Annotated in this window: 28 protein-coding genes; 22 read left to right on the top strand and 6 right to left on the bottom strand. The window is 33.6% G+C overall.

What is annotated here, in order from left to right:
- Window positions 1-42: 42 nt before the first annotated feature.
- From glpK to BOW55_RS11750, 20 genes are all read left to right on the top strand, one after another.
- Window positions 43-1,539: a glycerol kinase GlpK gene (gene glpK / locus BOW55_RS11845; RefSeq protein ID WP_129024287.1), complete on the top strand. Its 1,497-nt coding sequence runs from the start codon at window positions 43-45 to the stop codon at window positions 1,537-1,539.
- 17 nt (window positions 1,540-1,556) lie between these two features.
- Window positions 1,557-2,288, top strand: a complete 732-nt coding sequence (locus BOW55_RS11840) for an MIP/aquaporin family protein (protein ID WP_129024286.1) — start codon at window positions 1,557-1,559, stop codon at window positions 2,286-2,288.
- Between the two features lie 632 nt (window positions 2,289-2,920).
- Window positions 2,921-3,382 (top strand): MarR family winged helix-turn-helix transcriptional regulator, encoded by a 462-nt coding sequence (locus BOW55_RS11835; protein WP_129024294.1) that lies wholly within the window; start codon window positions 2,921-2,923, stop codon window positions 3,380-3,382.
- 4 nt (window positions 3,383-3,386) lie between these two features.
- A complete protein-coding gene (locus BOW55_RS11830; RefSeq protein ID WP_129024285.1) occupies window positions 3,387-4,019 on the top strand; it encodes an NAD(P)H-dependent oxidoreductase in 633 nt (210 codons plus the stop codon).
- A gap of 34 nt (window positions 4,020-4,053) precedes the next feature.
- Window positions 4,054-4,620, top strand: coding sequence for a YceI family protein (locus BOW55_RS11825; RefSeq protein WP_129024284.1), 567 nt, complete (start codon window positions 4,054-4,056; stop codon window positions 4,618-4,620).
- 200 nt (window positions 4,621-4,820) lie between these two features.
- A complete protein-coding gene (locus tag BOW55_RS11820; RefSeq protein WP_129024283.1) occupies window positions 4,821-6,101 on the top strand; it encodes a hypothetical protein in 1,281 nt (426 codons plus the stop codon).
- Window positions 6,102-6,401: 300 nt separating this feature from the next.
- Entirely contained in the window at window positions 6,402-7,802 is a 1,401-nt protein-coding gene (locus BOW55_RS11815) for an anthranilate synthase component I family protein (protein WP_089053001.1), read from the top strand.
- A gap of 137 nt (window positions 7,803-7,939) precedes the next feature.
- On the top strand, window positions 7,940-8,386 hold the full coding sequence (locus BOW55_RS11810) for a hypothetical protein (protein ID WP_129024282.1): 447 nt from the start codon (window positions 7,940-7,942) through the stop codon (window positions 8,384-8,386).
- Window positions 8,387-8,477: 91 nt separating this feature from the next.
- A complete protein-coding gene (locus tag BOW55_RS11805; RefSeq protein WP_129024281.1) occupies window positions 8,478-9,044 on the top strand; it encodes an aminodeoxychorismate/anthranilate synthase component II in 567 nt (188 codons plus the stop codon).
- A 152-nt stretch (window positions 9,045-9,196) separates the two neighbouring features.
- Window positions 9,197-10,189, top strand: coding sequence for an anthranilate phosphoribosyltransferase (trpD, locus tag BOW55_RS11800; protein ID WP_129024280.1), 993 nt, complete (start codon window positions 9,197-9,199; stop codon window positions 10,187-10,189).
- Window positions 10,190-10,263: 74 nt separating this feature from the next.
- On the top strand, window positions 10,264-11,043 hold the full coding sequence (gene trpC, locus BOW55_RS11795; protein ID WP_129024279.1) for an indole-3-glycerol phosphate synthase TrpC: 780 nt from the start codon (window positions 10,264-10,266) through the stop codon (window positions 11,041-11,043).
- A 187-nt stretch (window positions 11,044-11,230) separates the two neighbouring features.
- Window positions 11,231-11,863, top strand: coding sequence for a phosphoribosylanthranilate isomerase (locus BOW55_RS11790; RefSeq protein ID WP_129024278.1), 633 nt, complete (start codon window positions 11,231-11,233; stop codon window positions 11,861-11,863).
- A gap of 12 nt (window positions 11,864-11,875) precedes the next feature.
- Window positions 11,876-13,057 (top strand): tryptophan synthase subunit beta, encoded by a 1,182-nt coding sequence (gene trpB / locus BOW55_RS11785; RefSeq protein WP_129024277.1) that lies wholly within the window; start codon window positions 11,876-11,878, stop codon window positions 13,055-13,057.
- A gap of 83 nt (window positions 13,058-13,140) precedes the next feature.
- Window positions 13,141-13,458, top strand: coding sequence for a gamma-glutamylcyclotransferase family protein (locus tag BOW55_RS11780; RefSeq protein WP_129024276.1), 318 nt, complete (start codon window positions 13,141-13,143; stop codon window positions 13,456-13,458).
- 18 nt (window positions 13,459-13,476) lie between these two features.
- Window positions 13,477-13,632, top strand: coding sequence for a nitrilase-related carbon-nitrogen hydrolase (locus tag BOW55_RS11775; protein WP_129024275.1), 156 nt, complete (start codon window positions 13,477-13,479; stop codon window positions 13,630-13,632).
- 276 nt (window positions 13,633-13,908) lie between these two features.
- Entirely contained in the window at window positions 13,909-14,670 is a 762-nt protein-coding gene (gene trpA / locus BOW55_RS11770; RefSeq protein WP_129024274.1) for a tryptophan synthase subunit alpha, read from the top strand.
- Window positions 14,671-14,949: 279 nt separating this feature from the next.
- Window positions 14,950-15,579 (top strand): TetR/AcrR family transcriptional regulator, encoded by a 630-nt coding sequence (locus tag BOW55_RS11765; RefSeq protein ID WP_089052992.1) that lies wholly within the window; start codon window positions 14,950-14,952, stop codon window positions 15,577-15,579.
- Window positions 15,569-16,888, top strand: coding sequence for a TolC family protein (locus tag BOW55_RS11760; RefSeq protein WP_129024273.1), 1,320 nt, complete (start codon window positions 15,569-15,571; stop codon window positions 16,886-16,888). Before BOW55_RS11765 ends, BOW55_RS11760 begins: the two co-directional genes overlap by 11 nt.
- Window positions 16,889-16,900: 12 nt before the next feature.
- A complete protein-coding gene (locus BOW55_RS11755; protein ID WP_089052990.1) occupies window positions 16,901-17,980 on the top strand; it encodes an HlyD family secretion protein in 1,080 nt (359 codons plus the stop codon).
- 3 nt (window positions 17,981-17,983) lie between these two features.
- Window positions 17,984-19,573 carry an MDR family MFS transporter gene (locus BOW55_RS11750; protein WP_129024272.1) on the top strand — a complete coding sequence of 530 codons (1,590 nt, stop codon included), beginning with the start codon at window positions 17,984-17,986 and terminating at the stop codon, window positions 19,571-19,573.
- A 243-nt stretch (window positions 19,574-19,816) separates the two neighbouring features.
- Here the strand turns inward: BOW55_RS11750 and yaaA are convergent, their stop codons facing one another.
- Window positions 19,817-20,575: a peroxide stress protein YaaA gene (gene yaaA / locus BOW55_RS11745; protein ID WP_129024271.1), complete on the bottom strand. Its 759-nt coding sequence runs from the start codon at window positions 20,573-20,575 to the stop codon at window positions 19,817-19,819.
- A gap of 383 nt (window positions 20,576-20,958) precedes the next feature.
- Here yaaA and BOW55_RS11740 point away from each other — a divergent pair, with 383 nt between their 5' ends.
- Together BOW55_RS11740 and BOW55_RS11735 are read left to right on the top strand one after the other, a co-directional pair.
- On the top strand, window positions 20,959-22,416 hold the full coding sequence (locus BOW55_RS11740; RefSeq protein ID WP_129024270.1) for a CCA tRNA nucleotidyltransferase: 1,458 nt from the start codon (window positions 20,959-20,961) through the stop codon (window positions 22,414-22,416).
- An 18-nt stretch (window positions 22,417-22,434) separates the two neighbouring features.
- Window positions 22,435-23,460 carry a COX15/CtaA family protein gene (locus tag BOW55_RS11735; protein WP_129024269.1) on the top strand — a complete coding sequence of 342 codons (1,026 nt, stop codon included), beginning with the start codon at window positions 22,435-22,437 and terminating at the stop codon, window positions 23,458-23,460.
- A 278-nt stretch (window positions 23,461-23,738) separates the two neighbouring features.
- On the opposite strand, the gene BOW55_RS11730 is transcribed toward BOW55_RS11735, so the two are convergent.
- Genes BOW55_RS11730 through BOW55_RS11710 form a run of 5 tightly spaced genes read right to left on the bottom strand, consistent with a single transcriptional unit; the run spans window position 23,739 to window position 25,873 of the window.
- A complete protein-coding gene (locus BOW55_RS11730; RefSeq protein ID WP_129024268.1) occupies window positions 23,739-24,506 on the bottom strand; it encodes a LytTR family DNA-binding domain-containing protein in 768 nt (255 codons plus the stop codon).
- A 37-nt stretch (window positions 24,507-24,543) separates the two neighbouring features.
- Window positions 24,544-24,912 carry a 2TM domain-containing protein gene (locus tag BOW55_RS11725; protein WP_089052985.1) on the bottom strand — a complete coding sequence of 123 codons (369 nt, stop codon included), beginning with the start codon at window positions 24,910-24,912 and terminating at the stop codon, window positions 24,544-24,546.
- Between the two features lie 18 nt (window positions 24,913-24,930).
- Window positions 24,931-25,236 carry a 2TM domain-containing protein gene (locus BOW55_RS11720; protein ID WP_241686543.1) on the bottom strand — a complete coding sequence of 102 codons (306 nt, stop codon included), beginning with the start codon at window positions 25,234-25,236 and terminating at the stop codon, window positions 24,931-24,933.
- 2 nt (window positions 25,237-25,238) lie between these two features.
- Complete coding sequence (locus BOW55_RS11715; protein ID WP_129024266.1) at window positions 25,239-25,568, bottom strand: 2TM domain-containing protein; 330 nt, start codon at window positions 25,566-25,568, stop codon at window positions 25,239-25,241.
- 2 nt (window positions 25,569-25,570) lie between these two features.
- Entirely contained in the window at window positions 25,571-25,873 is a 303-nt protein-coding gene (locus BOW55_RS11710) for a 2TM domain-containing protein (protein WP_129024265.1), read from the bottom strand.
- Window positions 25,874-25,875 lie beyond the last annotated feature (2 nt).

Genomic DNA, 25,875 nt, shown 5'->3' with positions numbered 1-25,875 from the left:
TTACAATTATAGCCAACTGGTTAACTTAAAAACATATAAACCATGCAGGACAAATTAATTTTAGCACTGGATCAGGGAACAACTTCTTCAAGAGCCATTGTTTTCAATCATAAAGGAGAAACGGTTAGTATTTCCCAAAAGCCCTTTGAGCAAATTTTCCCGAAACCAGGATGGGTAGAACATGATCCAAATGAAATCTGGTCTTCACAAGTTAGTGTAGCTGCTGAAGTAATTGCTAAAGTTGGAATCTCGGGCAGAGAAATAGCCGCAATTGGCATCACCAATCAAAGAGAAACTACGATTGTTTGGGATCGCGAAACAAGCGAACCTATTTACAACGCAATTGTCTGGCAAGATCGCAGAACAGCAAAATATTGTGACGAACTGAAAGCACAGGGACATACTGAAATGATTCAGCAAAAAACCGGACTTATTCTGGATGCCTATTTTTCTGGAACCAAAGTAAAATGGATTTTAGATAATGTTGCTGGAGCGCGCGAAAAAGCAGAACAGGGAAAACTTTGTTTTGGAACTGTAGATACTTGGCTGATATGGAAATTAACCCGAAGTAAATTATTTATGACGGATGTTTCTAATGCCAGCAGAACTTTATTATTCAACATCAATACCTTAGATTGGGACGACGAATTATTAGCATTGTTTGATATTCCGAGAGGTATGCTGCCAGAAGTAAAACAGAGCAGTGAAATTTATGGTGAAACTAGCACTACTCTATTTTCAACAAAAATTCCTATCAGCGGAGTTGCGGGAGATCAGCAGGCAGCACTTTTTGGTCAGTTATGTACCAATTCAGGAATGGTAAAAAACACCTATGGAACGGGATGTTTTATGTTAATGAATACGGGTGAAAAACCTATTTTTTCGACCCATAACTTACTAACTACAATTGCTTGGAAAATTAACGGTAAAACTACTTATGCTCTAGAAGGCAGTGTATTTGTAGGAGGTGCCGCCGTACAATGGCTGCGAGATGGTGCAAAAATGATTCGTAGATCTGATGAAATCGAAAGTTTAGCCAGCAGCGTACCAGATAATGGCGGCGTTTATTTTGTTCCCGCGTTAACTGGATTAGGAGCTCCGTATTGGGATCAATATGCAAGGGGTGCGATAGTAGGAATAACCAGAGGTACCACAAATGCACATATTGCCAGAGCAACTCTAGAAGGAATCGCTTATCAGGTAAATGATTTACTTAAAGCTATGGAGGCTGATTTTGGGTATAAAGGAATAGAATTAAGAGTTGACGGAGGTGCAGCCGCCAACAACTTATTAATGCAATTTCAATCTGATATATTTGGATCTAACGTTACCAGACCAACAATACTAGAAACAACAGCTTTAGGAGCTGCTTACTTAGCAGGACTTGCCGTAGGTTATTGGTCAAGCTTAGATGATTTACAAGAACAATGGTCTATAGATAAAGTGTTTTCTCCTAAAATGGATAAAGCAGAAGTAAATAAGCTTGTGAAAAATTGGGATAAAGCTGTTGGACGCGCATCAAACTGGATTGAAGAATAAAACTAAAAAACAAAAATATGACTCCTTTTACAGCAGAAATTTTAGGCACAATGTTAATGATTTTATTAGGTAACGGCGTTGTTGCAAACGTTGTCCTTAAAGACACTAAAGGAAATAATTCAGGCTGGATTGTTATCACTACCGCTTGGGCATTTGCTGTTTTTGTGGGTGTAACTGTTGCCGGACCAATTAGTGGCGCGCATTTAAATCCTATTGTTACGCTCGGTTTGGCTCTTATTGGCAAATTTAATTGGAATTTAGTCCCTGCTTATATTCTGGCACAAATGATTGGCGCAATGACAGGAGCCTTTCTAGTCTGGTTATCTCATAAAGATCATTTTGCAATAACAGAAGATGAAGGAACAAAACTCGCCTGTTTCTCTACATCACCAGCGATCAAAAATAATGTATCCAACTTAATCAGTGAGATAATTGCCACTTTTGTTTTAATTTTTACAATCTTTTATATTGCCGGACCAAGTTTAAAAATTACAGCCGATTCTAATGCCGCAATTGGTTTAGGAACGATTGGAGCACTTCCAGTGGCAATATTGGTATGGGTAATTGGTTTGTCTCTTGGAGGAACCACAGGTTATGCCATAAACCCAGCAAGAGATTTAGGTCCAAGAATTGTGCACGCGCTTTTACCTATAAAAGGAAGCAGTAATTGGGAATACGCCTGGATTCCAATTGTAGGACCAATAATTGGATCTGGTTTAGCGGCTGCTTTATATCTGGTACTTAATTAATTACTCTATTTTAGTTTTAATTCTTTTACGTTTTGATATTCAAACCCGACAGGTTTTTTGAAACCTGTCGGGTTTACTATTAGAATGGCTTTAGCCAAAAATATCTGATTTGGCTAAAGCCTTATTACTGCGCATACTAATTACCTCCAACTGAAACAGAAGGCTATTCAATAAATCTAGTACGCAAAAGTCAACGTTTTTACCGAAAAAAATCTAAATCAAGTTGTCTAAAAAACTTAATTTAATACGATTACGCTCGCGTGAGGGATAGGAATAAACTGCCGAAGCAGTATGGATAGCCCGACAGCATCCTGATAAGAGGGCGTATAGGCGCAAAGTAAGTTTGCCCTCTTACCAGGATGGTGGCACGCCCTGATGATAAAATTTTACATTATATTAAAGCCAATTACTTTAAGCATCAGAAACATAAAAACATCATTACCAACATCTTAAAAACTTTAATAACGATAATTCAGAACTTAAAAAAATAAATATTATTTTTACACTAATTCTATAGGATATATCAAGTTATTTATTCGTTTTAATTCAATTAACAAAAATTTAACATGATACTTGTATATACAACTATTAAAAGTTATACATTTGTATATACAAATTATACACTTACAACTATGACAATCGAAGAGGTAATTAAGAGTACAGTTAAGATGGATAATGCGAAAAAAGTTATTCTGAATATCATGTACACACAAAATGTGATTCAGGATCATTTCAACGAGTTGATAAAACAGTATGATTTATCCGGAGAGCAATATAATGTACTGCGCATATTAAGAGGACAAAAAGGAAATCCTGCCAATATGTGTGTTATACAGGAACGTATGCTGGCAAAAACAAGTAACACAACACGATTAGTAGACAAATTATTACTAAAAGAATTTGTTACTCGAAATGTTTGTCCTGATAATCGACGAAAAATTGAAGTTTTGATTACGCAGAAAGGATTAGATGTTTTAAAAGAATTAGATCCGAAAGTAGATGAACATGAACGTGCATTTGCGAAGAATATAAGTCCTGAAGAATTAGAATTATTAAATCAATTATTAGAAAAATACAGAACCCAACAAAATTAATATTATGAGCACATTATTAGACAATTTGAACTGGAGATATGCAACAAAAAAGTTTGATGCTACTAAAAAAATATCTGCAGCAGATTTAAATACATTAAAAGAAGCTGTTAGATTAGCTGCTTCTTCATACGGATTACAACCTTTTAAAGTTGTTCTTGTAGAAAACCCAGAAATTAGAGAAAAATTAAAAGCTGCAGCTTGGGGACAAACTCAAATCACAGATGCTTCTAATTTATTTGTTTTTGCAAATGACTTAAATGCAGGACCAGAATCAGTAGCTGCTTACATTAAAAACATCAGCGAAACAAGAGGTCTTCCAACTGAAGCTTTAGGCGGATTTGCAGATATGATGAATGGAGTTATCTCAAACTTATCTCAAGAAGCTAAAAATATCTGGACTTCAAAACAAACGTATATCGCTTTAGGAACTTTATTGGCTGCTGCTGCAGAATTAAAAATCGATGCTACACCAATGGAAGGTTTCAACCCAGCACAATTCAATGAAATTTTAGGTTTCGACGAACTAGGCTTAAATGCTGCTGTTATCGCAACTGTAGGTTACAGACATGAGGAGGACGAAGCTCAACATTACAAAAAAGTTAGAAAATCTCAAGAGGAGTTATTTATCACTATATAATTATTAATATTAATCCAAAATCAATTTTAACAACATGAAAAATTTAAAAACAATTGCAATAGCATTATTCGTAGCAGCGGCTAGTATTTCAGTAAATGCTCAAACTAAAAAAATCGATGTAAAAGCATCTACTATCAAATGGGTAGGTAAAAAAGTAACTGGAGAGCACTCTGGAACAGTAAACTTTAAAGAAGGAGCTGTAGTTTTCAAAGGAAAAAAATTAACTGGAGGAAGTTTTACAGTTGATATGACTTCATTAACTGCAACTGACTTAACTGGAGAATACCAAGGAAAATTAAACGGTCACTTGAAAGCTGACGATTTCTTTGGAACTGATAAATTCCCAACTGCAAAATTAGTTTTCAAAACTATCGGAGCTAAAGCAACTGACGTTTATACTGTAACTGCTGATTTAACTATCAAAGGAATCACTAAACCTGTAACTTTTGATATCACTGTAAAAGGAAACACTGCAACAACTGCATTTAAAGTTGACAGAACTAAATACGATATCAAATACAAGTCTGGTAACTTCTTCCAAAACTTAGGAGACAACACTATCAATGACGATTTCGAATTAACTGTAGCTTTAAAATTCTAATTTAAGACTTACTAATTCATATATAAGAAAAACCCTAACAGATTGATTCTGTTAGGGTTTTTTCTTTTAAACTTTTCAAAAACATAACGTTCTTAATACTGCAATAACGCTTTCATAATAACTACAGCCATTTTGATTAACATTCGGCTTCTACTTTTGAGCATCTTAAAAATCAAAAACTAGAAATCAAAATCGTAGTTATGAAAACAAAAATACATATTGTACTTTTTACACTTCTAAATGCTTTTCTTCTTCAAGCGCAACAGCAGCCAAAAGGAATTTTTGGCAGCACAAACTGGATGAACAATTGGACTAACTTTAAACCTGCAAATACAGAATATAATGAAGCTACCAATATTATTGCAGGAAATATTGACAAAGACACCAAATTAGTTAAACGAAATACTTATCAATTAGTTGGCGTTGTTTATGTTACAAATAATGCCACTTTAACAATCGAACCCGGAACTGTTATTCGAGGAGATGATAAAACCTGTGGTACACTTGTAGTAACAAATGGAGCCAAAATTATGGCCGAAGGTCTTGAAACGGATCCTATCGTTTTTACATCAAACAAAGAAATTTCGGAAAGACGTCCAGGTGACTGGGGTGGAATTATCATTCTAGGCAAAGCACCTATAAATGCACTTGGCGGTGTTCACATTCTTCCTTTCAATTTAGAACCTATGTTAAATCACTATGGAGGTTCTGATGTTGAGGATAATTCTGGAATTTTAAAATATGTGAGAATTGAATATTCTGGTCGTAAATTAAGTGCTTTAAAAGAGTTAAACGGACTTTCTCTGGCTGGCGTTGGACGAAAAACTACTTTAAGCAATATCCAAATCAGTTATTCAAATGATGATTCTTTTGAATGTTACGGAGGTGATTTGAACCTAAACAATCTTATTTCTTATCGAACTACTGATGATGATTTTGATTTTACGCAAGGTGCACAAATCAACATTAATAACAGTATTGCAATTCGTCATCCGTTTTCATCAGACATCTCAGGATCAAGATGTTTTGAAGTTGATTCATACGATAAAATTGAAAATACGGACATGACAAAAAAGATGACTAAGATAAATGCAAACAATGTTACCCTAGTTAATCTCGAGGAAAACAATCAAGGTTTAGTGAGAGAATCTATTTATGTGAGAGAGAACACCTTTTTCAATTTAAACAACAGTATTGTTTCAGGCTTCTCTCCTTTTGTTTTATTAGAAGGAAATATTGGAAACGGCGAAGTAAATTTGTATAAACTAACCTTTAAAAACTTAATTATAAACAATTGCACAGGTGGTATTACAAGTGAATCTTCTGCCAGTAATTCGATAATTCAGAACTATTATAACACTGCCCAATCAAACATAGAATACACAAAATCTAAAAATACAGAGCTTTTTATGCTTCCAAATATTAAAAGTAATCCAGATTTTAGAGTAAATGTAAACAACACGCTGGCTATTGGAAATTAAGGCATTAAGCAGGATTTGCATTTTAAAATTTAACAAATTTCTAAATTTAGAAAAGATTTTTTTGAATTTTTATGTATTCTAATCCAATTTACATTTATATCTTTGTGACATCAAAATAAGAAAATGAAAACAATAATGAACAATACTTGGTGGTGGAAGAATTTACGTCAAACGTCGTGAACGAAGCTTCCTATGGTACTGTAAAACTATAAATATAAAAGGCTTGTCATCACGACAAGCCTTTTTTTTTGATAAAAACTTAAGCAAAAAACGAAATTAAAAACTATAAAACAACATACTTTGAAACCTTTTATCCTTAATACACATTATAAACAAATTCTGGCTGACACAATTACGCCGGTTAGTATTTATTTTAAAATAAGAGACAAATTCCCAAATAGTTTATTACTAGAAAGTAGTGATTATCATGGAAATGACAACAGCTTCTCTTACATCTGCTGCAATCCAATTGCAACAATTAAAATTGAAAATGAAATCATTTCAAAAACTTTTCCTGACGGAACAACGGAACAAATCTCTATTGATGCAACAACTAATATTCCCGAAGTAATTCAGGAATTTTCAAGTCAATTTAAATCAGAAAAAAATGATTTCAAATTTATCAATAACGGTCTTTTTGGATACATTTCTTATGATGCTGTTCGCTATTTTGAAAAAGTTTCAATTGCAAAAAAAGACGATGCAACTGTAATTCCTGATGTATTTTATGCTGTATATCAAAACATAATTGCGATCAATCACTTTAAAAATGAAGCTTATATATTCTGCCATAGTGTTGATGGAAGAAATAACATTTCAGAAATTGAACAATTACTTCAGTCCAGAAATATTGCTTCTTATAAATTTACTAAAGAAGGCGAAGGTTTCTCAAACTTAACTGATGAAGAGTTTAAACATAATGTTGCTTTAGCTAAAAAACATTGTTTCCGCGGAGACGTTTTTCAATTGGTTTTATCGCGTCGTTTCACACAAGGTTTTAAAGGCGATGAATTCAATGTTTATAGAGCTTTAAGAAGTATTAATCCATCTCCTTATTTATTCTTTTTTGATTATGGAGATTTCAAAATATTTGGTTCTTCACCAGAAGCACAAATTATCGTAAAAAACAGAAAAGCCGAAATTCACCCAATTGCAGGAACTTTTAAAAGAACTGGAAATGACGAACGTGATGCGCTTTTAGCCAAAGAACTTTCTGAAGATAAAAAAGAAAACAGCGAACACGTAATGTTAGTTGACTTGGCAAGAAACGATTTAAGCCGCAACGGTCATGATGTAAATGTAGAGAAGTATAGAGAAGTTCAGTTTTTCTCGCACGTAATTCACTTAGTTTCAAAAGTAACTGGACATTTACACGACAAAGCAACTACAATGCAGGTTGTTGCAGATACTTTTCCAGCAGGAACTTTAAGCGGAGCACCAAAACACAGAGCGATGCAATTAATCGAAGATTACGAAAAAACCAACCGTAATTTTTATGGAGGCGCAATTGGCTTCATGGATTTTGAAGGCAATTTTAATCATGCTATTATGATTAGAACTTTCCTTAGCAAAAACCATCAATTACATTGTCAGGCAGGCGCTGGAATTGTAGCAAGTTCTGACGAAGAAAGTGAAATGCAGGAAGTGTATAACAAATTAAGAGCATTGAACACCGCCTTAGAAATGGCTGAGAAAATATAGCTCACAATACGTTTCCCGAGGTTGAAATCTCGGGCTATATTTGAAAAACGATCATAAAAAAGCTAAGTAAATATAGCCAGCGGTTTCAACCGCTGGAGACAAAGATTGACAAAACCATAAACTATAAACAAAAAACTATGAAAAAATTAATTCCATTTGCTGTTGCAGTTTTATTATTTACATCTTGTGAAACGAAAAAAGAATCAAATTTGATTCCGATATCAGGAACTTGGCGTCTTATATCAGCTGAAACGACTGAAAAAGACTCTACGTTTTCTACTTTCAATTCAAAAACAAAAATGATTAAAATTATAAATGACACCCATTTTGCTTTTTTCAATCATGATTTAAATAATGGAAAAGACAGTACCGCACTATTTTTTGGCGGCGGCGGAAAGTACACTTTAAAAGACAGTACTTACACTGAGAACTTGGAATTTTTTAATAATAGAGAATGGGAAAACAACAAATTTGAATTTACAGTAAAAATCAAAAATGACACGTTGATTCAAAAAGGAATTGAAAAAGTAGAAAAATTAGGCGTTGATCGAATTATAGTCGAAAAATACGTTCGAGAAAAATAAGAAAATTTAGTTTCAAGTTTTCTTTGTTTCAAGTTTCAAGATACTGAAACTTAGAACCTCAGAATCTTAGCAACTTAGAACCTCAAAAAAAATGAAAAAAATATTAGTTATAGACAATTACGATAGTTTCACTTATAATTTAGTGCACTATTTGGAAGATTTAAACTGCGAAGTAACCGTTTACAGAAATGATGAATTCGAAATTGACGAAATCGCATCTTTTGATAAAATTTTACTTTCGCCGGGACCTGGAATTCCAGATGAAGCTGGTCTATTAAAAGCAGTAATTGAAAAATACGCTCCAACAAAAAGCATTTTGGGCGTTTGCTTAGGACAACAGGCCATTGGAGAAGTTTTTGGCGGAACTCTTTCAAATCTTGACAAAGTATATCATGGCGTGGCTACAAATGTAAAAACAGTAGTTTCAGATGAAATTTTATTTGAAGGCTTAGGAAATGAGTTTGAAGTTGGAAGATACCATTCGTGGGTGGTTGACAGCAACCTGCCAGAAGTTCTTGAAGCTACTTCTGTTGACGAAAACGGACAAATTATGTCTTTACGTCACAAAAAATTTGATGTAAGAGGCGTTCAGTTTCACCCAGAAAGTGTGCTGACACCAAAAGGTAAAAGGATTTTAGAGAATTGGATTAGAAGTTAGTCAAAAGTTTTAAAGTCGAAAGTCATAAAGTCAAATATTAAAAACTTAGTCTTTCCTATTAAAACTAAAAAACATTAATCAATTTTAAAAATAAACGTCAAAAATAAGAAGACTTTAAGACTTTCGACTTTATGACTTTAAGACTAAATTAAATGAAAACTATATTAAACAAATTAATCAATCACGAAGTGCTTACTAAAGAAGAAGCAAAAAACGTATTGATTAATATCTCAAGCGGTCAATACAATCCAAGTCAGATTTCGGCATTTTTGACCGTATTTATGATGCGAAGCATAACAATCGATGAACTTTCGGGTTTTCGTGAAGCTTTATTAGACTTGTGTATTCGCGTTGATTTATCAGCTTACAACACCATCGATTTATGCGGAACGGGCGGTGACGGAAAAGACACTTTTAATATTTCCACTTTAGCTTCATTTGTTTCGGCAGGAGCTGGAATTAAAGTTGCCAAACATGGAAATTATGGTGTTTCATCCATTTCAGGGTCAAGCAACGTAATGGAAAAAATGGGAATTAAATTTAGCAACGATCCTTCCTTTTTAGAAAAATGTATCGATAAAGCAGGTATTTGCGTTTTGCATGCTCCCCTATTTCACCCAGCGATGAAAAATGTGGGGCCAATCCGTAAAGAATTGGCAGTAAAAACATTCTTTAATATGTTGGGGCCAATGGTAAACCCATCATTTCCGCAAAACCAATTGGTTGGTGTTTTCAATCTAGAATTAGCGAGAATGTATGCTTATTTATATCAAAATACCAATGTAAATTTCACCATTTTGCATTCGCTTGACGGCTACGATGAGATTTCTTTAACTGGTCCGACAAAAATTATAACAAGTCATATGGAAGGAATGTTGAATCCACAAGATTTTAACGTTCGTCTTTTATCACAAACCGAAATCGAAGGCGGAAAAACCATCGAAGAATCAGCAGAAATATTCACCAATATTATTTCAGGAAAAGGAAACGAAGCTCAAAATAATGTGGTTTGTGCCAATGCAGCAATGGCAATTTCGACTGTTACAAAATGTTCTCCTAAAGAAGGATTTGAATTAGCAAAAGAAAGTTTATTGTCTGGAAAAGGATTGACAGCATTAAAGACTTTACAAGAATTAAGCAAATAAGAAACAAACACAAATTTCACAAATTAGCACTAATAAAATTTGCGCCTTTGTGACTTCGTGGCAAAACAACAACAATGAATATTTTAGATAAAATTATACTAGACAAGAAACGAGAAGTTATTCTAAAGAAATCAATTATTCCGGTTTCTCAATTGGAAACTTCAGTATTTTTTGGAAAACAGACAATTTCTCTTAGCCAAAAATTAAAAGAAAGCAATTCTGGAATTATTGCAGAACACAAACGTCGCTCTCCTTCAAAATCGATTATCAATCAAAGTTTTACAGTCGAAGAAGTCGTTAAAGGGTACGAAAATGCTGGAGCTTGTGGAATTTCTGTTTTAACAGACGGGAAATATTTTGGAGGTTCACTTGACGATTTACTTTTAGCAAGAGCGAGTGTCAATATTCCGCTTTTGCGAAAAGAGTTTATTGTCGATGAATACCAAATTTTAGAAGCAAAAGCTCACGGAGCCGATTTAATTTTATTAATCGCGGCAGTTTTAACAAGAGAAGAAATAAAATCGCTGTCTGAATTTGCAAAAAAACTAGGATTAGAAGTTTTACTAGAAGTTCATAATCAGGAAGAATTAGAAAAATCAATCATGCCTAGTTTAGATATGATTGGTGTAAACAACAGAAACCTAAAAACATTCGAAGTAAGCTTAGATTTCAGCAAACAACTGGCATCACAAATTCCAAATGATTTTGTAAAAGTTTCTGAAAGCGGAATTTCATCAATCGAAGCCATTCAGGAACTTAAACCTTTTGGATACAAAGGTTTCTTAATTGGAGAAAACTTCATGAAAACCGAGAACGCTGGCAAAGCGGCAACTGATTTTATTAGTCAGCTGTAAATTTAAAAGTTTGCCGCGAATTTCACGAATTAGCACGAATTGAATTAGTGGAAATTCGTGCAATTAGTGGCTAAAAAAAAGAAAACAAAATTAGTGTCTTAGCGCCTTCGTGGCAAAACAAATAAAAAAATCAGCACAAAGCAAAAAGCCTAAAGCCTATTGCCTAAAGCTTAAAGCAATAAAAAAAATGAAACTCAAAATATGCGGTATGAAATACCCCGAAAACATTCTAGAAGTTGGAGCGCTCCTGCCCGATTATATGGGATTTATTTTCTGGGAAAAGTCCGCACGATATTTTAACGGAACCATTCCTGAACTAATAAAAACAGTCAAAAAAGTAGGTGTTTTTGTTAATCAAAGTCAGGAAGAAATTCTAGAAAAAGTAACAACATACAATTTACAAGCCGTTCAGTTACACGGAAATGAATCGGTTGATTTTTTATCAGAACTAAAAAAACAACTGCCAAATAAAATCGAAATCATAAAAGTATTTTCGGCCGATGAAAACTTCGATTTTGAAGTTATAAAACCTTTTGAAGCTGTCGCTGACTATTTTCTGTTTGACACAAAAGGCAAGCTGCCGGGCGGAAACGGAACAACATTCGACTGGACTATATTAAAAAAATACAATTCGGATAAGCCATTCTTTTTAAGCGGCGGAATCGGGATTAACGAACTAAAAGCCATTGAAGAAATTTCAAAAACAAATTTACCTATTTATGCTGTCGATGTAAATAGTAAATTTGAAATCGAACCGGGGCTTAAAAACAAAAATCTATTTAGCAATTTCAAACGAAAATTTGATGTTGCCAACTTTTAAAATTGGAATAAAATGAATTTTAACGTTAACGAAAAAGGATATTACGGAGAATTTGGCGGAGCTTATATTCCAGAAATGCTATATCCAAATGTAGAGGAATTACGCCAAAACTACTTAAAAATTACCAGTGAACCAGGTTTTAAAGCTGAGTTTGATAAACTTTTAAAAGATTATGTTGGCCGTCCAAGTCCGCTTTATTTTGCAAATCGCTTATCTGAAAAATACAACACAAAAATTTACTTAAAAAGAGAGGACTTAAATCATACTGGTGCTCACAAAGTAAATAATACTATCGGACAGATATTAGTTGCAAGACGTTTAGGCAAAAAAAGAATTATTGCCGAAACGGGAGCTGGTCAGCATGGAGTTGCAACAGCAACAGTTTGTGCTTTAATGGGAATGGAATGCATTGTTTATATGGGCGAAATAGATATTGCTCGTCAAGCGCCAAACGTAGCTCGTATGAAAATGTTAGGCGCAGAAGTTCGTCCAGCACTTTCGGGTTCAAGAACTTTAAAAGATGCTACAAACGAAGCCATTCGTGATTGGATTAATAATCCAGTTGATACACATTATATTATTGGTTCAGCCATTGGACCTCATCCTTATCCAGATATGGTAACGCGTTTTCAAAGTGTAATTTCTGAGGAAATAAAATGGCAGTTAAAAGAAAAAGAAGGACGTGAAAATCCTGATTATGTAGTGGCTTGTATTGGTGGAGGAAGTAATGCGGCAGGAACATACTATCACTTTTTGCATGAACCAGAAGTAGGTATTATTGCTGTAGAAGCTGCAGGAAAAGGTGTTGACAGCGGTCACAGCGCTGCCACAAGTAAGTTAGGAAAAGTTGGTGTTATTCATGGTTGCAAAACATTGTTAATGCAAACTCCAGACGGACAAATTACAGAACCATATTCTATTTCTGCAGGATTAGATTATCCAGGAGTTGGTCCTATGCACGCACACTTGGCACAAACTGGACGTGGAGAATTTTTCTCTGTTACAGATGACGATGCTATGAACGCTGGTTTACAGTTAACAAAATTAGAAGGAATTATTCCAGCAATTGAAAGCGCGCATGCCTTTGCCGTTTTGGATCAAAAGAAATTTAAACCTACAGATATTTTAGTAATCAGTCTTTCAGGCCGCGGCGATAAAGATTTAGATAATTATATTGATTATTTTAAATTGTAATAAAAATCGTAATTTGGAGCGTTTTCCGCAGCAACGGATTAAAAGATATTTAACGCAGACAAACAACGAGAAAAATAATAATTATGGAACAGTTATTCTCTTACGGAACATTACGTTCAAAAGAAATTCAGATGCGAGTTTTTAGAAAAATATTAACTGGCAATCCTGATCAGCTTAATGGCTACAAATTAAAAAGCCTGAAAATTGAAGAAGAATTTGGAATGGCAGATTATGTTGTTGCAATAGCAAGTGAAAGCCTTTCAGATGTTATTCATGGTGTTGTTTTTAATGTTACTCTTGCAGATTTAGCTAAAGTAGATTTATTTGAATCGAATGCGTACAAAAGAGTTAAAGTAACATTGAACTCTGGAATTTCTGCTTGGGTTTATACAGAAAACTAACAGTTGTAAAAATAGAAAATGATTCTAGCTGCTCCGCAAACAAAACCAACACAAGGATATATTGAAACTAATTTACTGGATCATTATAACCTAATTGAATTGGCAGTTCAAAATGGAGCGCAATTAATCACTTTTCCCCAAATGTCGATTACAGGTTATGAAAAAGAAAAATGACAATGATAACTGGACAAGTAAGATTGTAAAAATTTAAAACATATGCCGCAAATTACACAAATTTGAAAAGATTTTTTGCACGCTGATTTAGCAGATTAAAGCAGATTTTATTGGTAACATTAAAAAAAATCTGTCCTAATCTGCTTAAATCAATTTAAATCTGCGTGAAGTAATTTACAACAGTTATCAGTAAAAATCCTTTAATCTGTGGCAGAACAAAACTTAACATACTTACAAGGTTCTGAAAACCTTGCATAAGAAATAAAAGATATTAAAATGAACAGAATAACTCAAAAATTACAAGAAGATAAAAAGATCCTTTCGATCTATTTTTCTGCTGGATATCCAAGTTTAAATGATACCGTGCAGATTATTCAAGATTTAGAAAAAAACGGCGTTGACTTAATCGAAATTGGACTTCCGTTTAGCGATCCTTTGGCAGACGGACCAACGATTCAGGCAAGTTCGACACAAGCACTGCATAATGGAATGACGACTCAAATTCTTTTCGATCAGCTGCAAAACATCCGCGAAAGCGTAAAAATCCCGTTGATTATTATGGGATATTTTAATCCGATGTTACAATACGGAGTTGAAGCTTTTTGCAAAAAATGTGCTGAAATTGGCATTGACGGATTAATCATTCCTGATTTACCTGTTGATGTTTATGCTGATGAATACAAAGCAATTTTCGAAAAATACGGATTGCTTAATGTATTCTTGATTACACCACAAACTTCAGAAGAACGCATTCGTTTTATCGACAGCGTTTCAAACGGATTTATCTACATGGTGAGTTCTGCGAGTGTGACAGGATCTCAAACTGGTTTTGGAAATGTTCAAGAAAGTTATTTTGAAAGAATTGCGAACATGAATTTGAAAAACCCGCAAATAGTAGGTTTTGGAATTTCGAATAAAGAAACTTTCAATCAAGCTACTAAATATGCAAAAGGTGCTATCATTGGAAGTGCTTTTATTAAACATCTAAGCGAAAATGGCAGTGGAAAAATTGCAGAATTTGTTGGAGAGATTCGATAAATCGTATACAATAAACATATAGTTTGTCATTCTGAGGAACGAAGAATCTCCGTTGCAAAATCGACAAAGATTAAAGCTTTTGATTGCGGAGCTGCTTGCGAAGATTTCTCCTTTGTCGAAATGACAAAACAGAACTATAGAGCTGAAACACTAGGGGTTTCAGCTTTTTTTTGCACCAAATCGAAAATCTATTTTATGTTAATATTATGTTAAAATAAAATTAAACAAGTGTTTAATTTAAACAAGTGTTTAATTTTGCATTCGATTAGAAACAACATCATGTCACACATCGAACTAAACGATAAAAAAATTCAGATTCTAAACGTTGCCGAAAGGTTGTTTTCTGAAAAAGGATTTGAGGGGACGTCAATACGGGATATTTCGAAAGAAGCAAAAATCAACATTGCAATGATTTCGTATTATTTTGGGTCCAAAGAAAGATTACTAGAATCTTTAATTATTTACAAAACTTCGGATTTAAAATTACAACTCGAAAATTTATTACAAGAAAATCTGGAACCGATTGAAAAAGTCAATAAATTAATCGAAATTTACATTAACAGAATCAGTTGTAACAAAGGGATTTTCAGAGTTTTACATTTTGAAATTAACGCAAAAAAAAGAGAAAAAAGTTTTATTGCATTTACAGAATTAAAAAAAGGGAATCTAAAATCTGTTGAGAGTATTATTACTCAAGGTCAGGAAAAAGGTGTTTTTAGGAAAGATGTAATCATTCCGCTTATTACGCCAACGATCATAGGAACGTATTTTCACTTTCATATGAATAAACCTTTCTTCGTAGAGTTACTGAACTTAAACACCGAAGCATTGTACAATGATTACATTAAAACCAGTCTCACAAAGCACATTCAACAAACTATAAAAGCGCTACTTGTTTATGAAAATTAGTCAATTAATGCTCTTTGGAGTATTCTTCATAGGAATATCTTCAATAGAAGCACAAGAAAAAACAAGTTTAACCTTAGACGAAGCCGTAAAAATGGCTTGGGAAAAAAGCAACGAAGTTACGCTTGCCAATACTAAGGTAAACACAAAAAAACACGAGCTTACAGCCGTAAAAAACAATCAATATCCTGATTTAAAAGTTTCTGGTCAATATCAGCGTCTTACAAAAGCATCTATTGATATGCCTAATCAGGATAAAAGTGCTTCTTTAGCATCTCCTGATCGTGCAATGCTTGGAATGGCGAACTTGAGTTTACCTATTTTTGCAGGATTCAAAATTCAAAGCAGTATTGATGCTTACGATAACTTATACGAAGCAGAAACTGCCAATGCAGCAAAAACTAAAGAAGATGTTGCATTAAGAGTAATCACTTATTACACGGCATTATACAAAGCTCAAAAAACACTTGATGTTTTAAATGAGAATCAAAAAAGTGCGAAACAGCGTGTTACTGATTTTATTGAATTGGAGAAAAACGGAATTATTCCGAGAAACGATTTGTTGAAAGCACAATTATTAGTTTCAAAAACACAATTATCTATTGATGAAGCTACAAACAACTTAAACAACATCAATTTTTATCTGACCACTTTATTGAAATTAGCTCCTGAAACAAAACTACAGGTTAATGAGGATGATTTCTTTAATTTAAAAACAAACAATGCACCAACATCTGATGCAATTGCTTTGGAGAGCAGAAAAGATCTTGAGGCTGTTCGTTTACAGCAAAAAGCTTCTGAAGCAAGTATTAGAGTAGCAAAAGCGGGATATTATCCTTCTATTTCTTTACTTGGAGGTTACACTGCTTTTGATCTTAAAGATATTATAACGGTAAAATACGCTATGAACTTTGGTTTAGGTTTATCCTATGATTTATCGGGAATCTTAAAAAACAGCGCACACGTTAAGGAAGCCGAAAGCAGAGCTCTAGAAGTAAAAAATACTGAGGCAATTATGACTGATCGTATTAAGGTAGAAGTTCAAAAATCTATCGAAGATTATGATTTAGCGATCAATCAAAGTGTGGTTTATAATGAGGCATTACAGCAGGCTGCGGAAAACTACAGACTTGTAAAAGATAAATTCGACAATGGTTTAGCAGATACCAATGATTTGGTTGAAGCTGATGTTGAGCAATTAAGTGCCAAAATTAACACCGCTGTTTCTAAAGCAGCAATTATTCAAAAATATTACGAATTACTTTCAGTATCAGGACAATTATCACAATCATTCAATCTTTCTAAAATATAATCGACAGCTCTCATGGAAAAGAAAAAGACAAATAAAAAATTCATCATCATACTAACCGTATTGGTTTTAGTGGGCGGAACGTATGGAATATCAAAATATATTCACTCACAAGCTCACGAAGAAACGGATGATGCTCAAATCGAGAAAAAAATGAACCCGATTATTCCGAGAGTTTCAGGATATATCAGCAAAGTTTATGTGAAAGATAATGATTATGTAAAAAAAGGAGATACTTTATTTACTATCGATAAGAGAGACTATCAATTAAAAATTGATGAAGCAAACGCTGCTTTGTTAGGAGCTGAAGGACAATACGAAGCTGCAAAAGCAGATATTGGAAGTGCATATGCAAGTATTTCTGTTTCTGATGCCAACATGAAATCGGCTAGCGGTTCTATCGAAAGCGCAAAAATTAGATTGAGACAACTTACAAACGATTATAACCGTTATAATAATTTGTATAAAACACATACTATTACAAAACAACAATATGAGCAAGCTTTGACTGCAAAGGAAGAAGCAGAAAATCAAGTACGTGTTTTACAACAACAACAAAGAGCAAGTTCTTACCAAAAATCGGTAATTGAATCTAAATCTAAAGCTTCTGATAAACAAACAGAAGTTGCTGCTGCAAACATCAAAAAAGCAAAAACAATGCTTGATGTTGCTCACTTGAACCTTTCTTATACAGTAGTTACTGCTGCAATTGATGGTCAGGTTTCAAAAGTTGATATTCAGCCGGGACAATTGGTACAACCGGGACAATCTTTGTTTTACATTATCAATAATAACGAAGCTTGGGTTGTAGCAAACTTTAAAGAAACACAATTAAACAAAATGATTGTAGGTCAAAAAGTGAGTTTAAAAGTTGATGCTTACCCTAACTATGAGTTTAAAGGTACAGTAACTTCTTTCTCTCCAGCAACAGGATCTCGTTTTTCATTATTACCTCCTGATAATGCTACAGGAAACTTCGTAAAAACAATTCAGAGATTACCAGTAAAAATTAGTTTAGATGAATCAAACGATCCTGAAAAAGTAAAACTTTTAAGACCAGGAATGAATGTTGACGTAGACGTACATTTAAAATAAAACATGGCAGGAGCAGTACAAGCAGACGACGATTTAGTAGAATACGGTTATAGACGTGTTATCATTACGATTACGGCAGTACTTTGTGCACTGTTGGAAATTGTTGATACAACGATTGTAAACGTAGCGCTGACAGACATGCGCGGAAGTCTTGGTGCTACCTTGACTGATGTGGCGTGGGTAATTACAGCATACGCAATTGCGAATGTTATTGTAATACCGATGACAAGCTGGCTATCACAGCAATTTGGAAGACGTAATTATTTTGTGGCTTCTATCATTATATTTACGGTCTGTTCTTTTTTGTGTGGTAATGCCACCAATATTTGGGAACTTGTAGCTTTCCGATTCGTACAAGGTATGGGCGGAGGAGCATTACTAGTAACAGCCCAAACGATTATTACCGAAAGTTATCCAGTTGCAAAACGTGGAATGGCACAGGCTATTTACGGAATGGGTGTAATTGTTGGACCTACTCTTGGACCACCTTTGGGAGGTTATTTGGTAGATAATTATTCTTGGCCTTATATTTTCTATATCAATATTCCGTTAGGGATTATCGCTACTATTTTGGCTATAACTTTTGTGAGAAGTCCGAAGTATGGCGAAAAATTGAAAGCTAATCAAGTGGACTGGTGGGGAATTATTTTGTTGAGTGCCTTTATTGGTTCTTTACAATTTGTATTGGAACACGGACAGCAGGACGATTGGTTTAACGATCCACTTATTGTAACTTTAAGTGTTGTTACGGTTCTTGGATTAATATTATTTATTTGGAGAGAGCTAACCTATAAATATCCAATCGTAAACTTAAGTGTTTTAAAAGATGGAAATTTAAGAATCGGAACTGTAATGTGTTTTATTCTTGGTTTCGGTTTATACGGATCAACATTGATTATCCCTATTTACACACAGTCGATTTTAGGATGGACCGCTACTGATGCAGGATTATTATTAATTCCAGGATCTATTACCACAGCGCTAATGATGCCATTTGTAGGTAATATGATTCAGAAAGGTGTACCGCAAGGATATATGGTGGGAGTTGGATTCTTTATTTTCTTCTTGTTTACCTTTATGATGTACAGCCGTATGACCCCAGACACTGGTGTTGAACATATGTACTGGCCTTTAATTTTAAGAGGAATTGGTCTTGGATTGCTTTTCGTTCCTATTACCACACTTTCTCTTTCGACTTTAAAAGGAAAACATATTGGTGAAGGAGCTGCATTTACTGGGATGATGCGTCAATTGGGTGGATCTTTTGGTATTGCGATTATTACCACTTTTATCACACGTTTTAGTCAGACACACAGAGTAGATCTAATTAACAATTTAGATCCTGCAAAATATGATGTCCAACAACGTATTGCAGGAATGCAGCACGCTTTTATGGCAAAAGGATACAGCGCAGATGTTGCTTTAAAGAAAGCGTATCAAGCTATAGAATATTCAGTAATGAAGCAAAGCACCGTAATGGCGTACATGGATATTTTCTTGTATCTTGGAGTTATGTTTTTATGTTGCATACCGATTATTCTCTTTATCAAAAAAGGGAAGAACAAAATTAGTGCAGCCGACGCAATGCATTAATAATAATAATTTTATAATACGCAGAAACGCCGAATTCATCATTTAGAATTCGGCGTTTATTTTTTTCTTTCATTTATCTTATAATCTGCAGGGATTGAAATCCCTGCCTACAATATGTTCCGAGCCTTCGGTTCTCTAGTAGAAGACCTTAGTCCCTATAGCTATTGAGATAGCTTCTTAGCTACTGAGAACCTAAAAAAACCTCTGAACCTTTGTATCTTTGAACCTTTGTCCCTATAAAACCTACCTTGTAAAAACCAAGTGATTTTCTTTTGAAAGATTAGCATCAAACTGATATCCTTCGTAATTAAACCCTTTTAAGTCATCGATAGTTTCTGCATTGGTATCAATTATATAACGTACCATCATGCCTCTCGCCTTTTTTGCAAAGAAACTGATCATTTTTAATTTCCCATCTTTATAATCTTTAAAATCTGGTGTAATTACAGGAACTTTCAAAGCTTTTACATCAACTGCCGAAAAATACTCATTACTCGCTAAATTCACGAACAACTCGTCTTTTTTCAATTCTTTATTTAAAGCTTTTGTAACCACAGGTTTCCAAAACTCATGAAGGTTTTTATATTCACCAACCGGCATTTTTGTTCCCATTTCTAAACGATACGCCTGCATTAAATCAAGAGGTTTTAAAAGCCCGTAAAGTCCAGATAAGATTCTTAATTTATCTTGAAGTACCTCTAGTTTTTCTAATGGTATTGTATAAGCGTCTAAACCTGTGTACACATCTCCGTCAAAAGTATAAACTGCCGGACGTGCATTTTCAGGCGTAAAAGGGGTTTTCCATTCTTGATTTCGTTTCCAGTTTAAATCGGCAAGTTTGCTTGAAATTGACATTAGCTCCGATAATTCGGCAGGCTTTTTTTGTTTAACAACTTTATGAACCACTCTTGCTTCTTTTAAAAATGATGGTTCTGTATATTGAGAAGTTGGTAATTCTTTTTCAAAATTTAAAGACTTCGCTGGCGATATAACTATTTTCATTTGTGCTTTTTTGTATGATTCAAAAATACAAATTGCATTTCTAAAAATTGATTATCGCAATTGATTTGTTTTATGGAGGTATAATTTTTTTCGCCACGAATTACACTAATTTCCACGAATTATCTTTTTTTGAGCCACAGATTACAGGATTAAAAGGATTAAAAAAATCTGTGTAAATCTTTTTAATCTGTGGCAAAAAATCTTCACAATCTGCGTAAAAGAAAATAATTCGTCGAAATTAGTGTGATTTTTAGCAAACCTTTCCCAATTCATAAAAATCGGCACTACAAAATGTGAAATTGTTCAAAAAAGTGAGCGATAGATTGTAATAGGCATTTTCTATGTTGTAAATTTGCATGCGTTTCATTTCTTAGAAATTTGAAATGTGTTTTTATTCAAAAATTAGTGAATTCGTGGCTATACAAACAAATTATAAAACAGCTTTACAAAATAAAATTTTCGATATCATCTCGAAAGCGTCTCAGGAACTAAATGTTGACAGTTATGTTATTGGCGGTTTTGTTAGAGATTTACTTTTAAATCGAGGTTCTAAAAAAGATATTGATGTTGTAGCGGTTGGCAGCGGAATCGAATTGGCTTTAAAGGTTTCTGAATTACTTCCTAACAAACCAAAGGTTCAGGTTTTTAAAACTTATGGAACTGCAATGTTACGTTTTGAAGATACAGATATTGAATTTGTTGGCGCCCGAAAAGAATCTTATAATTTCGACAGCCGAAATCCGATTGTAGAAAACGGAACACTTCAGGATGATCAAAACCGTCGTGATTTTACAATCAATGCATTGGCTTTATCTTTAAACGAAAACAATTTTGGAGATCTTTTAGATCCTTTTGACGGCTTAAAAGATTTAGAAAATAAAACGATAAAAACTCCCTTGGATCCGGATATTACTTATTCTGATGATCCGCTTCGAATGCTTCGCGCGATTCGTTTTGCAACACAATTGAATTTTGAGATTGAAGAAAATTCATTGAATGCAATTACTAAAAATGCTGATCGTATTAAAATTATCTCGGGCGAGAGAATTGTTGACGAATTAAATAAAATTCTTTCAACAGATAAACCTTCAACCGGATTTTTACTTTTATATAAAACAGGGCTTTTAGATTTAATTTTACCTGAATTAACGGCGCTGAATCAGGTTGAAGAAATAGAAGGTCATACACATAAAAACAACTTTTATCATACGCTTGAAGTGGTTGATAATATTTGTCCAAATACAGATGATGTCTGGCTGCGCTGGTCGGCATTATTACATGATATTGGAAAAGCGCCAACAAAACGTTTCAGTAAAAAGCAAGGCTGGACTTTTCATGGACATGAGTTTTTAGGCGGAAAAATGGCAAAGAAAATTTTCGAACGCCTGCACATGCCTTTGAACCATAAAATGAAATTTGTTCAAAAAATGGTTATTATGAGTTCGCGTCCAATTGTTTTGGCACAGGATATTGTTACCGACAGTGCAGTTCGTCGTTTAGTTTTTGATGCCGGCGAAGATGTCGAGAATTTAATGACTTTGTGCGAGGCTGATATTACAACCAAAAACCCATCGAAATTCAAGAAATATCATAAAAACTTTGAGATCGTTCGCAAGAAAATTGTAGAAGTGGAAGAGCGCGATCATGTTCGTAATTTTCAACCGCCAATTTCCGGTGAAGAAATTATGGCAATTTTCAATTTACAGCCATCACGTGAAATTGGAGTTTTGAAAGAAGCGGTGAAAGAAGCAATTCTAGAAGGCGACATTCCGAATGAATATCAGGCGGCTTACGATTTTGTAATTAAAAGAGCCGAAAAAATGGGCTTAAAAAAAGTATAAGAATAAGTATTTAATAAAATGAAAAAAGAGAATAAATCAGTAATCATTTGGTTGCTTTCAGGTTGTGTTTTATTGTTTTTAATGGTTGTTGTAGGCGGTATCACACGTCTGACCAATTCAGGTTTATCAATGACGGATTGGCATTTGGTAACCGATACTTTCCCGCCTTTAACGGAAGCCAAATGGAATGAAGCTTTTGAGCAGTACAAGAAGTTTCCTGAATATCAAAAGATTAATATACACAATGATTTTCAGCTTTCAGACTATAAGTTTATTTATTTCTGGGAATGGTTTCACCGTTTCATCGGTCGTATTATTGGTTTAGTATTTTTTGTTCCTTTTGTTTATTTCTTAATTAAAAAGAAATTAGATACAGCAACGATTAAAAAGTGTATCGTACTTTTGGCAATGGGCGGTTTTCAAGGTTTTCTTGGATGGTTTATGGTTAGAAGCGGTTTAATCGACAATCCAGATGTAAGTCATTTTAGACTTTCGCTGCATTTAACTTTTGCTTTTATAACTTTTGCTTATACACTTTGGGTAGCGCTGGATTTGATTTATCCAGAAAGAAATATCAACAAAATATTACCGTTGCGCACTATAGCACGTTATGCCTTGGTCGCTTTACTAATTCAAATTATTTATGGCGGGTTTGTTGCTGGATTAAATGCAGGATTAATTCACAATCACTGGCCTTTAATGAGTGACGGAGAATTTATGCATGAATCTGTTCTTATTGAACAATCAAGTTTAATAAAAAATTTAATTGAAGGTAAAAGTGGTGTTCAGTTTGTACACAGAACTTTTGCTTACGTAGTAGTTGCGATTATACTTTTCCTATATTTTAGAAGTAAAAAATATACGCTTACTAATACACAATCAAACGGAATTAAAACTTTGGTGGTATTTGTATTTATACAGTTTCTTCTAGGAGTTTTCACTTTATTATACAGCGTGCCTTTGGCTTTAGGATTAATTCATCAGATTATGGCATTTTTCCTTTTAAGTGCTATGACTTTTACATTGCATCGATTGAGTAAATAATGTTTTGAATAAAATAAAAAAAGAGCTGAAATTGTCGGCTCTTTTTTTATTTTATGTATTTTGGTCAATATTCGTTTGAAAATTTATGTTTCGTTAAACCGGATTAAAATCCGACCCTGCAAAATGAATCCAGCCTACGGCACTTTATATGGAATAATCATACGTCACGAAAAGTTCCGAAGGAACAATCTATATTGTAGAGACGGATTTCAATCCGTCAGATATGTTAATCATAAACACATACGTTCTGGTGGAACATTTGATAAAATTTAAATCTATTACCCCAGCCAGCTTTTAAAATCCTGCACTTTTTCTCGGCTTACTATTACCTCATCTTCTTTGTAAGTTGGTAAAATAACTTTCAAACGAGAATTTGTATATACCTGAATTTCTTTAATTGCCTGCAGCGGTACAATAAATTTTCTGCTTACGCGAAAGAAATCCTTTTTATCTAGTTCCTGTTCTAAAATTTCTAAAGTCGAATCGATTAAGTAGTTTCGATTATCAAAAGTATGTATATAGGTTCCTTTATTTTCGCTAAAAAAACATTCAATTTCTTCTGTCATTATTACTTTTAAGTGTTGTCCTATTTTAACGGTAAATCTCTTTTTGAAACTCTTTTCAAAAGGATTTGACAGCATTTGACGTATCTGCTCAAAGTCTAGCTGCAGATTATGATTTCCTTCATCAGCTTTAGGCATTCGTGCTTTATACTTTACTACTGCGGCCTCTAGATCATCTTCATCAATTGGTTTCAAAAGATAATCAATACTATTTAGTTTAAAAGCTTTCAAAGCATACTCATCATAAGCGGTGGTAAAAATTATGGCGCTTTGAATATTTATTTTTTCAAAAATCTCAAACGATAAACCATCTGATAACTGAATATCCAGAAAAATCAAATCTGGATGTTCATTATTTGTAAACCAATGAATTGATTCTTCTACAGAATGCAGCATTGTTTTTACAGTTATATCTAATTTTTCAAGTTTTCGCTGCAATAAACGTGCAGCTGGTTTTTCGTCTTCTATAATTAATGTGGTCATTTAATACAATACAAGGTTTAAAATATACAAGTTAAAATTACTCCCATTTTTTCTTATTCTGAGCTTCTTTTTCCATATATTTTTGGATTTTTCTATCTTCCCAATCTTTATTAAAAAAAATATCCGGGCCAAAAACAGTAAAAGCATGAATGGCTAAAGCTATCCCCCAATAAAATGCAGTTGAATAAACTTCCCAATCTCGAAAGCCTCTAATTTCGATACGATTGCCTATAAAACCATTATTCAAATTTGAAATAATGATAATAATATTTACTATAATGTAAACCTTAAGATGCGAATAAAATCCTTTTATTCTTCTTACCTTTCTATAGGCAGCATTAAAGTTTTCATCTGTACTAAATTCATCTCCGTATTCTTCATACATACGTCTTCTAAATCGTCCCATTTTATTTTGATTTAAAAATTATTGCCATTTACTTTTATTCCATTTTTCCTTTTCCATAAACTCTTTGATTTTTCTTTCTTCCCAGTCTTTTCCTAAAGCTGGAAATACTTCAAAAACCCTTAATCCATGAAAAACTACTCCAATTCCCCACCACAACAAAGGCCAAAAAAACCATAAATATTCCGGTGATGTGTACAAATTAACGAAAATCAAAATTGCATTTACAAATACATAAGATGCCAAGTTTCCATAAAACCCTTTAATATCTCCGACTTTCTTTTTAGCCAAAAAATATTTATCCTCTTCACTATATTTCATTTCCATGATTACTCCCATTTTTGTTTTTTTTCTCTTTTTTCTAAAATACTTTCCATTTTACGTTTCTCCCATTTATCTCCAAAAATTTTAGCAGAGACAAATAAATCAATCGCCGAACCAAAAAATACGGTTGACCAAAGAATCATTACAACTCCATTTAAAAATTTAGCAGGAAACACATCCAAAGGCAATTTATAATACTCTTTTAAAACAAAAAGTACCAGCGCTATAATGTAAAAAATTGAATGAATATAAAATGATTTAAGCTTTACAACCTTTTTGCTGGCTAACTGCTGTAATTCATATTCTTCCTGATCACTATTATAATTCGTTTTCATCTTTAGTTTGAAGTTTTTTGATTTTTATCTTTTTCTAAAATTTCTTGAATCTTTCGTTCTTCCCATTCTTTATTAAAAAACGGCGAGTATCCAAAAACTTTCAATCCATGAAAAACCACTCCTATCCCCCAGCCTCCAATACACCAAATGAACCATAAATATTCTGGTGAAGTCACAAGGTTGATAACAACTAAAACTATGGTTACGAAAATAAAAACTGCCAAATGCTCATAAAATCCTCTAATTTCTTTTACTTTTTTCTGAGCCTGGTAATAGCGTTCCGCTTCTGTATAATTTGGCTTCATGA

The organism is Flavobacterium sp. YO12 (assembly GCF_004119495.1).
In the GTDB taxonomy this organism is placed as follows: Bacteria; Bacteroidota; Bacteroidia; order Flavobacteriales; family Flavobacteriaceae; genus Flavobacterium.
The sequence above is the reverse complement of the archived record's forward strand: the minus strand, read 5'-3'. Positions and strand labels throughout refer to the sequence as shown.